At 72.5% G+C, this 11,174-nt stretch carries 6 protein-coding genes; 5 read left to right on the top strand and 1 reads right to left on the bottom strand.

Translation table 11 applies throughout. From position 1 onward, the window contains the following. Positions 1 to 180: 180 nt before the first annotated feature. The 5 genes from ACN20J_RS32075 to nudC all read left to right on the top strand — a co-directional run bounded on the left by ACN20J_RS32075 (position 181) and on the right by nudC (position 10,802). Positions 181 to 546, top strand: coding sequence for an MGMT family protein (locus tag ACN20J_RS32075; protein WP_190229722.1), 366 nt, complete (start codon positions 181 to 183; stop codon positions 544 to 546). 305 nt (positions 547 to 851) lie between these two features. Continuing rightward, positions 852 to 4,427 carry a UvrD-helicase domain-containing protein gene (locus ACN20J_RS32080; protein WP_419667370.1) on the top strand — a complete coding sequence of 1,192 codons (3,576 nt, stop codon included), beginning with the start codon at positions 852 to 854 and terminating at the stop codon, positions 4,425 to 4,427. Positions 4,428 to 4,686: 259 nt separating this feature from the next. Further along, complete coding sequence (locus tag ACN20J_RS32085; RefSeq protein ID WP_419667371.1) at positions 4,687 to 8,355, top strand: ATP-dependent helicase; 3,669 nt, start codon at positions 4,687 to 4,689, stop codon at positions 8,353 to 8,355. A gap of 10 nt (positions 8,356 to 8,365) precedes the next feature. Then, positions 8,366 to 9,769, top strand: coding sequence for a dipeptidase (locus ACN20J_RS32090; RefSeq protein ID WP_362001371.1), 1,404 nt, complete (start codon positions 8,366 to 8,368; stop codon positions 9,767 to 9,769). Between the two features lie 85 nt (positions 9,770 to 9,854). Continuing rightward, complete coding sequence (nudC, locus tag ACN20J_RS32095) at positions 9,855 to 10,802, top strand: NAD(+) diphosphatase (RefSeq protein ID WP_246575274.1); 948 nt, start codon at positions 9,855 to 9,857, stop codon at positions 10,800 to 10,802. 12 nt (positions 10,803 to 10,814) lie between these two features. Here the strand turns inward: nudC and ACN20J_RS32100 are convergent, their stop codons facing one another. Beyond that, positions 10,815 to 11,057 carry a mycoredoxin gene (locus ACN20J_RS32100; RefSeq protein ID WP_055610529.1) on the bottom strand — a complete coding sequence of 81 codons (243 nt, stop codon included), beginning with the start codon at positions 11,055 to 11,057 and terminating at the stop codon, positions 10,815 to 10,817. Between the last annotated feature and the right edge of the window lie 117 nt (positions 11,058 to 11,174).

The raw sequence follows: 11,174 nt of genomic DNA on the forward strand, positions 1-11,174 counted from the left end.
CTTCTTGATCTCGTATCACCAGTAACCGCCCGCACGATGGTGGCATGCCCCGCCGACACAGGGGGGCATCAGGGTGCAATGCGGGGTCGCACAGTCTGCCTGAAGCGCTGCTCCGGGGCGAGGGATACGCACAGTCGCCACCGCGTCACGATGTCGGTGCTCTGGGGCAGGATGGGCCGGATGAGCGAGCAGAGCCTTCCGGCGGACGCCCTGCCGGAGTACGCGGAGCGGGTCCTCGACGTCGCCGAACTGATCCCGCCCGGGCGTGTCATGACGTACGGAGATGTCGCCGAGTGGCTGGAGGAGGGCGGACCCCGACAGGTCGGCCGCGTCATGGCCCTCTACGGAGGAGCCGTTCCCTGGTGGCGGGTCATACGCGCGGACGGCGTGCTGCTCCCCGGCCACGAGCTGGAGGCGCTGGGCCACTACCGCGCCGAGGGAACGCCCCTGAAGGAGGCGAGCAGGGCCTCCGAGGGCCATCTCCCGCGCGTCGACATGAAACGGGCGCGGTGGGACGGCGGCGGGCGCACGGAGGGTCACACCTGACAGCTTCCGGCATCGAGCTGTCAGGAGGGGTACCGATGGCCCGTACGGGGGAAGCGGGGCACGCCCGTGACATGCCGTACGTTCGTGAGGCGGGAGGCGCGTGTGCCTGGTGGGAACAAGAGGAAGCGCTGCTTCCACCACATCCACCGGCGTAGCGTCGACGGCGCGCATCCCGTTCATCCCGCGGCCACCGCCCTCACCGCGCGAGGGGCCCTCCACCCGTCGCCCCACCAACACCGCTGAACGACGGCGTTCCGCGTCGACAGAGACAGAACCAAGCACACCCACCAGGACCGGCGAACCACGTGAGCTCCTCTTTCTCCACCAGGCGCCTGTCGCACCCCCAGGGGCGACAGGGGGCCCGTGGCGCTTACCGGCTGGTGCGTACCCCGCCGGCCAGGGTGGCTCCCCCTCTGCTGGACGCAGCACAGCGTGCGGCGGTTGACCACGAGCACGGCCCGCTGCTCGTCCTCGCAGGTCCGGGCACCGGCAAGACGACCACACTCGTGGAGTCCGTCGCGGCGCGCATCGCGCGCGGCACGGACCCCGAGCGGATCCTGGTGCTCACCTTCAGCCGCAAGGCCGCCGTCGAACTGCGCGACCGCATGGCGCTGCGCATAGGAGCGGCCCGCGCGCCCCAGGCGACGACCTTCCACTCCTTCTGCTACGCCCTGGTCCGCGCCCACCAGGACAGCGACCTGTTCGTGGAGCCGCTGCGGCTGCTCTCCGGCCCCGAACAGGACGTGGCGGTACGGGAACTGCTCGCGGGCCAGCCCGGCCTTGAGCGGCTCGGCCTCGCCCATGTGCGCTGGCCGGACGAGCTCCGCGCCTGCCTGACCACGCGCGGCTTCGCCGACGAGGTCCGCGCGGTCCTCGCCCGCAGCCGCGAACTGGGCCTCGGTCCCGACGCCCTCCAGGCCTTCGCCCGGCGCATCGGACGCCCCGACTGGCTCGCCGCCTCCGCCTTCCTCGCCGAGTACCTCGACGTCCTCGACATGCAAGGAGTCCTCGACTACGCGGAACTGGTGCACCGCGCGGTGCTGCTCGCCCGGCGCCCCGAGGTCGCCGAGCGCCTGGCCGCGCGGTACGACGCCGTCTTCGTGGACGAGTACCAGGACACCGATCCGGCACAGGTACGGCTGCTGCACGCGCTCGCGGGCGACGGCCGCACCCTCGTGGCCTTCGGCGACCCCGACCAGTCGATCTACACGTTCCGGGGCGCCGACGTGAACGGCATCCTCCAGTTCCCGGACGCCTTCCCGCGCGCGGACGGTACATCGGCACCGATGGAGGTCCTGAGGACCTCACGCAGGTCCGGCGCCGGCCTCCTGGCGGCCACCCGGCTGCTGACCCAGCGCATGCCCCTGACCCGCCTCCCCGCGGAGAAGGTACGCGCCCACAGGGAGCTGGCCCCCGTGCGGGGCGGCGGCACCGTCGAGGTCCACACGTACCCGACGCCCGGCACGGAGCTGGACAACATCGCGGACATCCTGCGCCGCGCGCACCTGGAGGACGGCGTCCCCTGGAACGAGATGGCCGTCCTGGTGCGCGCGGGCTCCCGCACCATCCCGACGATCCGCCGCACCCTCACCGCGGCCGGCGTCCCCCTCGACATCGACGGCGACGACCTGGCCCTGCGGCACGAACCGGCCGTGTCGCCGCTCCTGACGGCACTCAGGGCGGTGGCTGCGGCGGAGACCTCGGGGGCCGTGGGTACGGCGGGGAGCTCGGAGGCTGCGGGTGCGGCGGCAGACGCACAGGCTGACGAGGACGTACGGGCTGGCGAGGGTGTACAGGCCGACGACGAAGTGCGTCCCGACGAGGGCGTACGAGCTGAGGCGGATGAATCCGCGGAGGCGGACCACCAGGGCACACCCTCCGAAGGTGCCGGCGCACCGGTCGAGGAAGCGGGCGCGCCCGACGAGGAGCCGGATGGCCCCGCCGACCCCGCCGACCCCGCCGAGGAACCCGCCCCGGACGCGCCCTCTCCGGACAGGCCCTGGCTCGACACCGAGACCGCGCTCAGCCTCCTCGCGTCCCCGCTGGCCGGCATGGACGCCGCCGATCTGCGCCGCCTGGGCCGCGCCCTGCGCGAGGAGGAGCGCGCCGCGGGCAACCATGTGCCGCCGCCCTCCGACGAGTTGCTGGCGCGAGCGCTGGCCGAGCCGGAGCGGCTGGTGGCCCACGATCCGTCGTACGCGCGCGGGGCCCAGCGTCTGGGCGCCCTGCTGCGGAAGGCGCGGGAGCGCCTCGCGGGCGGCGGTACGGCCGAGGAGGCCCTCTGGGAGCTGTGGGACGGCACGCCCTGGCCGCAGCGCCTGGAGCGGGCCGCCCGGCGCGGCGGCGCGGCCGGTCGCAACGCGGACCGCGACCTCGACGCCGTGTGCGCGCTGTTCGCCACCGCCTCCCGCGCGGAGGAACGCACCGGAGGCCGCGGCGCCCTCAACTTCCTGGAGGAGATCGACGCCGAGGACATTGCCGCCGACACGCTCACCCGCAGGGCTGTACGCCCCGACGCCGTACGCTTGATGACCGCGCACCGCTCCAAGGGGCTGGAGTGGCGCCTCGTGGTCGTCGCGGGTGTCCAGGAGGGGCTGTGGCCCGACCTGCGCCGCCGCGGTTCCCTCCTGGAGGCCGACCGCATCGGACGCGACGGCCTCGCGGAGCCGCTGACCCCGGGAGCGCTCCTCTCCGAAGAGCGCCGTTTGTTCTATGTGGCCGCCACGCGCGCGCGTGAGCGCCTCGTCGTCACCGCTGTGAAGGCCCCGGCCGACGACGGCGACCAGCCCTCGCGCTTCATCACCGAACTCGGCGTGGAGCCCAAGGACACGACGGGCCGTCCCCGCCGCCCCCTGTCCGTCGCCGCGCTCGTCGCCGAACTGCGCGCCACGACGGTCGACCCGCGCGTCTCGGACCGGCTCAGGGAGGCCGCGGCCCGCCGGCTGGCCAGGCTCGCCGCGCTCGGTGACGAGGACGGCCGCCCCCTCGTGCCGTCCGCCCACCCCTACCGCTGGTGGGGCATGTACGAGCCGACCGAGAGCAAGGTGCCGCTGCGCGACCGCGACCACCCCGTGGTGCTGTCCGGAAGCGCCCTCGACCAGCTCGCCAACACCTGCGCCCTGCAGTGGTTCCTGGGCCGTGAGGTGAAGGCCGACGCCCCAGCGACCGTCGCCCAGGGCTTCGGCAACGTGGTGCACGTCCTGGCCGACGAGGTCGCCTCCGGCCGCACCCCCGCGGACCTCGCCGTCCTCATGGAGCGCCTCGACTCCGTGTGGGACGCGCTCGCCTTCGACGCGCCCTGGAAGTCGGCGCAGGAGAAGGAGCACGCGCGCGTGGCGCTCGAACGCTTCCTGAAGTGGCACGTCGATTCCAATGGCGCCCGCGCGGGCCGTACACCCGTGGCGAGCGAGCACGACTTCGACGTCACCCTCGAAGCGGGCTCCTACGAAGTACGCATCCGCGGTTCCATGGACCGCGTCGAGCAGGACGCCGAAGGCCGCGCCTACGTAGTCGACTTCAAGACCGGCAAACAGGCACCGAGCGCGGCCGAGGTCGCCCACCACCCGCAGCTCGCCGTCTACCAGCTCGCCGTCCGCGAAGGCGCGGTCGACGAGGCCTTCGAGGGTGAACGCCCCGACGCGGGCGGCGCCGAACTCGTCCAACTCCGTCAGGGCGCCCCCAAGAAGGACGGCGGCGAGACCCTGCCCAAGGTGCAGGCCCAGCAGCCGCTGGAGGGGGAGTGGGTCGGCGACCTCCTCGCCACCGCAGCGGGCAAGGTCCTCGACGAACGGTTCACCCCGACGACCGGCCAGCACTGCACCCACTGCGCGTTCCGGGCCTCGTGCAGCGCGCGACCGGAAGGGCGACACGTGGTCGAGTGAGCCGGAAGGGCAGCAGGTGGTCGAGTGACAGGCATGGTCCGGTGGGTGAAGGGCGCGGTCGGGTGACGGCCACGGTCGAGTGACAGGGCGCGGGCCCCGGAGGGCGCGCCAGCATCCGCCGTACCGGAGGCTCCGCCGTTCGAAGGGCTCCCGCCGTACACGAAGTGACGTACCGCACCACGCGTGCTGACCAGCGCATCCTCCGGCCCGGCCACCGATTCGGCACCGGCTGTCAGTGGGCCCGGCTAGCCTCTCTGACGTGCCAGCCCGTATCTCTGACCCCGAGCAGCTCAAGGAGCTCCTCGGCATCCCGTTCACCCCGGAGCAGACGGCCTGCATCACCGCACCGCCCGCCCCGCAGGTGATCGTGGCAGGCGCCGGCTCCGGCAAGACCACGGTGATGGCCGCCCGCGTGGTGTGGCTGGTCGGCACCGGACAGGTCGCGCCCGAGCAGGTCCTCGGCCTGACCTTCACCAACAAGGCGGCGGGCGAACTCGCCGAGCGCGTACGGAAAGCACTCATCAGGGCGGGTGTCACCGACCCGGACGTGATCGACCCGGACAACCCGCCCGGCGAACCGGTCATCTCGACCTACCACGCCTTCGCGGGCCGCCTGCTGACCGACCACGGACTGCGCATCGGGCTCGAACCCACCGCGCGTCTCCTCGCCTACGCGACCCGCTACCAGCTCGCCGCGCGCGTCCTGCGCGAGGCACCGGGGCCCTACCCCGCGCTCACCCGCTCCTTCCCCGACCTGGTCAGCGACCTCCTCACGCTCGACGGCGAGCTCGCCGAACACCTCGTACACCCCCAGGACCTGCGGGCCTACGACGCCGCTCTGCTGCGGGACCTGGAGAGCGTCAAGCTCACCAACGCCGACCTGCGCAAGGTCCCCGAGACGGCCGCCGCCCGGCGTGAACTGGCCGAACTGGTGAGCCGCTACAGGGCCGCCAAACGCGAGCGCGACCTCCTCGACTTCGGCGACCAGATCGCCCTCTCCGCGACCCTTGCCAGCACGCGCCCCGAGGTCGGCGGAATCCTGCGCGACGAGTTCCGAGTGGTGCTGCTCGACGAGTACCAGGACACCTCCGTGGCCCAGCGCATCCTCCTGGCGGGCCTGTTCGGCAGCGGCACGGGCCATCCCGTGACCGCCGTCGGCGACCCCTGCCAGGCGATCTACGGCTGGCGCGGCGCCTCCGTCGCCAACCTCGACGACTTCCCCGAGCACTTCGCCCACGCCGACGGCCGTCCCGCGACCCGCCAGTCGCTCAGCGAGAACCGCCGCAGCGGCGGCCGTCTCCTCGACCTCGCCAACGGCCTCGCCGAGCCCCTGCGCGCCCTGCACGCGGGCGTGGAGGCCCTGCGCCCGGCCCCGGGAGCCGAGCGGGACGGCATGGTGCGCTGCGCCCTCCTGCGCACCCACGCAGAGGAGATGGACTGGCTCGCCGACTCCATCGCCCATCTCGTACGCACCGGAAAGGCGCCCGGCGAGATCGCCGTCCTGTGCCGCACGGCGACCGACTTCGCCGAGATCCAGGGCGCCCTCGTCGCCCGCGACATCCCCGTGGAGGTCGTCGGCCTCTCCGGGCTGCTGCATCTGCCCGAGGTCGCCGACCTGGTCGCCGTCTGCGAGGTCCTCCAGGACCCGGGCGCCAACGCCTCGCTGGTCCGCCTGCTCACCGGCCCGCGCTGGCGCATCGGCGCCCGCGACCTTGCCCTCCTGGGACGCAGGGCCCGTCTTCTCGTGTCGCACGCGCGCGTGGGGGCCGACGACGACCCCGACCGGCGGCTCGCCGCCGCGGTCGAGGGCATCGACCCGGCCGAGATCATCTCGCTCGCGGACGCCCTCGACACGTTCCTGGAGACACCCCTCGGAGGCCACGGGGACGACGACGGACTGCCCTTCTCCGCCGACGCCCGCGTACGGTTCGCACGTCTCGCCACCGAACTGCGCGACCTGCGCCGCTCGCTCTCCGACCCGCTCATGGACGTCCTGCACCGGGTCCTCGCCACCACCGGCCTGGAGGTGGAGCTCTCCGCCTCCCCGCACGCCCTGGCCGCCCGCCGCCGCGAGACCCTCTCCAACTTCCTGGACATCGCCGCGTCCTTCGCCGCCAACGACGGCGAGGCCTCCCTCCTCGCCTTTCTCGGCTTCCTGCGCACCGCCGCCCAGTACGAGAAGGGCCTCGACAACGCCCTGCCGGGCGGCGAGAACACCGTCAAGGTGCTCACCGCGCACAAGTCCAAGGGCCTGGAGTGGGACGTCGTCGCGGTCCCGGGCCTCGTCACCGGTACCTTCCCCAGCAGCCAGGGCCGCGAGAAGTGGACCGCACAGGGCAAGGTCCTGCCGCACGAGCTCCGCGGTGACGCCGACACCCTGCCGGACATCGGCGCCTGGGACTCCCGCAGCATGAAGGCCTTCCACGAGGCCATGAAGGAGCACCAGCACACCGAGGAACTCCGCCTCGGGTACGTCACGTTCACCCGCCCCCGCTCCCTGCTGCTCGGCTCGGGCCACTGGTGGGGCCCCTCCCAGAAGAAGCCCCGCGGCCCCTCCGACTTCCTGCAGTCCCTGTACGACCACTGCGCGGCCGGGCACGGCGAGATCGAGGCCTGGGCGGATGAACCCGAGGAGACCGAGGAGAACCCCGCGCTCCACGAGGCCGGCGGCGACCACGCCTGGCCGCTCCCGCTCGACGACGCGGCCATGGCCCGCCGCCGCGCGGCCGCCCAGACGGTCCTGGCCCACCTGGAGTCCGGCCACTCCCACGAGACGGCCCACCCCTCGTCCCACGACGCCCCGGAGTCGTACGACGACCCGGACTGGCCGCCTCCGCCCGAGGACGACGAGCCGCCGTACGACGAGCCCCCCTACGGGGACGAGCCGCCTTACGACGAGCCCCCTTATGCGGAGGACGACTTCCCGAATGAGCCCCCCTACGGGGACGACGATTTCGCGGACGCTCCCTACGGAGAGACGTCACTCAGGAAGACGCCCCGCGGGGACGGCCCCCACGAAGAGACCGATCTCACAGACGGGGCAGCCCGCGGAGACGGGGACTCGTGGACCACGAACCGCCCCAGGGTTCCGCACCCCACCCAGTCCCCGGACGCGCACTCCACCCGCTCCCCGGACGCACGCCCGCACCCTCCGGAGACGCCGCGCCCCGCCTCCGAGACCAGGCACCTCACCCCGGAGGAAGCCCGCACCGTCGCCTCCTGGGACCGTGACCTGGACGCCCTCACCGGCGAGCTCCTGCGCGCCCGCGAAGGCGTCACGGACGTCACCCTGCCGGCCTCCCTGACCGCCTCCCAGCTGCTGAGCCTGGCCGCCGACCCGGACGCCTTCGCACAGGAACTGGCGCGCCCCATGCCACGCCCGCCCCAGCCGGCCGCCCGCCGCGGCACCCGCTTCCACGCCTGGGTCGAAGCCCGCTTCGAAGAGCTGCGGCTGCCGATGCTGGAACCGGAGGAACTGCCCGGCAGCGAGGCCGAGATCGCCGACGAACGCGACCTGGAAGCCCTCAAGGACGCCTTCGAACGCACCCCGTACGCCCACCGCACCCCCTACCGCGTCGAGGCACCCTTCCAACTCGAGATCGCCGGACGCGTCGTACGGGGCCGCATCGACGCCGTCTACAAAGAAGACGACGGCGACGGGACGACGTACGAGATCGTCGACTGGAAGACCAACCGCGCCCGCAACGCCGACCCCCTCCAGCTCGCCCTCTACCGGCTCGCCTGGGCCGAGCAGCACGGCGTACCCCTGGAATCCGTACGGGCCGCCTTCCTGTACGTGCGCAGCGGCGAGGTCGTACGGCCCGAGAGCCTGCCCGACCGGGCCGCACTGGAGCGGCTCCTCCTCGAAGAACCACCCGATGGGGTCCCCGAGGAACCGCCGGACCAGCACGCGCGCGTGGACGGCTAGGCTCGTGACCATGAGCAAGACTCCGGACAGCGCCGTCCGCGCGTACATCGAGCAGCACCGCGCCGCCTTCCTCGACGACCTCGCCGAGTGGCTGCGCATCCCGTCCGTGTCGGCCCAGCCCGAACACGCCGCGGACGTACGGCGCAGCGCCGACTGGCTCGCCGCCAAACTCCAGGAGACCGGCTTCCCGACCTGCGAGGTCTGGGCGACACCCGGAGCCCCGGCCGTCTTCGCCGAGTGGCCCTCCGACGACCCGCAGGCACCCACGGTCCTCGTCTACGGACACCACGACGTACAGCCCGCGGCCCGCGAGGACGGCTGGGACAGCGACCCCTTCGAGCCCGTCGTCCGCGGAAACCGCCTCCACGCGCGCGGGGCCGCCGACGACAAGGGCCAGGTGTTCTTCCACACACTCGGCGTCCGCGCCCACCTCGCCGCCACCGGCCGCACCGCCCCCGCCGTCCACCTGAAACTGCTCATCGAGGGCGAGGAGGAGTCCGGCTCCCCGTACTTCCGCGCACTCGTCGAAGAGCGGAAGGACCGGCTGGCCGCCGACGCCGTGATCGTCTCCGACACCAGCATGTGGTCCGAGACCACCCCCACGGTGTGCACCGGCATGCGCGGCCTCGCCGAGTGCGAGATCACGCTGTACGGGCCCGACCAGGACATACACTCCGGCGCCTTCGGCGGTGCCGTACCCAATCCGGCCACCGCGGTCGCCCGCCTCGTCGCCGCCCTGCACGACGAGCACGCGCGCGTGACGATCCCCGGCTTCTACGAAGGCATCGCCGAACTCACCGACCGCGAGCGCGAACTCTTCGCCGAACTGCCCTTCGACGAGGCGGAGTGGCTGCGCACCGCCAGGTCGACGGCCACCCACGGAGAGGCCGGACAGACCACCCTGGAGCGCATCTGGGCCCGCCCGACCGCCGAGGTCAACGGCATCGGCGGCGGCTACCAGGGTCCCGGCAGCAAGACGATCATCCCGTCCTCGGCCATGGTGAAGCTCTCGTTCCGGCTCGTCGCCGGACAGGACCCCGACCACATCGAGAAGATCGTCCGCGCCTGGACCGCCGAGCGGTTGCCCGCCGGAATCCGCCACGAGATCACCTTCGCCGCCGCCACCCGCCCCTGCCTCACACCGCTCGACCACCCGGCGCTGAAGTCCGTCGCACGCGCCATGGGCCGCGCCTTCGAGCAGGAGATCCGCTTCACCCGCGAGGGAGGATCAGGGCCCGCCGCGGACCTCCAGGACGTCCTCGCCGCACCGGTGCTGTTCCTCGGCATCTCGGTCCCGTCCGACGGCTGGCACGCCCCCAACGAGAAGGTCGAACTAGACCTGCTCCTCAAGGGCGTCGAAACCACCGCCTACCTGTGGGGCGACCTGGCCGAGAACTGGCGCGATGCACACTGAAGAAGCCCCGTCGCACACGTCCTGCCGTACAGCCGCTGAACCACCCGCCGAAACAACCGTTCCACCGGGGGAGTTGGAAGCACCCGTGACCACCTGGACCGACCACACCGCCGACCGTCCCATCTCGCTCACCGCCCCGAGCGGCATCGACCGGGCCGCCCACCACCGGCTCGACGAGGCCTGGCTCGCCGCGGCGTGGAGCCACCCCACCACCCGCGCCTTCGTGGTCTCCGGCGGCCAGGTCCTCATCGACGAGACGGCGGACGGCACCACCGAGCTCGTCATGACCCCGTCCTTCGAAGCGCCCCTCACCGAAGCACACCGCTACTTCCTGGGCACCGACGACGACGGCGTCAGCTACTTCGCACTCCAGAAGGACGCCCTTCCGGGCCGTATGGACCAGTCCGCGCGCGCGGCCGGCCTGCGCGAGGCCGGCCTGCTCCTCTCACAGCGCGACGCGGGCCTGATGGTGCACGCGGTCGCCCTGGAGAACTGGCAGCGCCTGCACCGCTTCTGCTCCCGCTGCGGCGAACGTACGGTGATCGCGGCGGCCGGTCACATCCGCCGCTGCCCCGCCTGCGGCGCCGAGCACTACCCGCGCACGGACCCCGCCGTGATCATGGCCGTCACCGACCACGAGGACCGCATCCTCCTCGGCCGGCAGGTCCACTGGCCCGAAGGCCGCTTCTCCACCCTCGCCGGATTCGTCGAGCCCGGTGAGTCCATCGAGCAGTCGGTCCGCCGCGAGGTCTTCGAGGAGGCCGGTGTCACCGTCGGCGAGGTCGAGTACATCGCCAGCCAGCCCTGGCCCTTCCCCTCCAGCCTCATGCTGGGCTTCATGGCCCGCGCCACCTCGGCGGAGATCAACGTCGACGGCGAGGAGATCCAGGAAGCCCGCTGGTTCTCCCGCGAAGACCTGCGGGCCGCCTTCGAGTCCGGGGAGGTCCTGCCTCCGTACGGCATCTCGATTGCGGCCCGCCTGATCGAGCTCTGGTACGGCAAGCCCCTGCCGACGCGCGGAGCAGCCGCCTGAGGCACGTACCGGCTACGCGCCGATCTTCTGCTTGACCTGCGCCAGCGAAGGGTTCGTCAGCGTCGAACCGTCCGGGAAGAGGACGGTGGGAACCGTCTGGTTCCCGCCGTTCGCCTTCTCCACGAAGGCCGCCGACGCCGGGTCCTGCTCGATGTTGATCTCGTTGTACGTGATGCCCTCGCGGTCCATCTGGCCCTTCAACCGGCGGCAGTAGCCACACCACGTGGTGCTGTACATCGTCACAGTGCCCAGCATGTCTCTCATGCTCCTTCGCTGCAGGGAGTGCGTCTTCGCAGTGATGGAACGTACGCGACCTGGCCGCCATTCCCGTACGGGGCAGGGGAGAGAGCCGGTACACACGGCGGAGGACGG

The sequence above is a fragment of the Streptomyces sp. 2-1 genome (assembly GCF_048564895.1).
Taxonomy (GTDB): domain Bacteria; phylum Actinomycetota; class Actinomycetes; order Streptomycetales; family Streptomycetaceae; genus Streptomyces; species Streptomyces phaeochromogenes.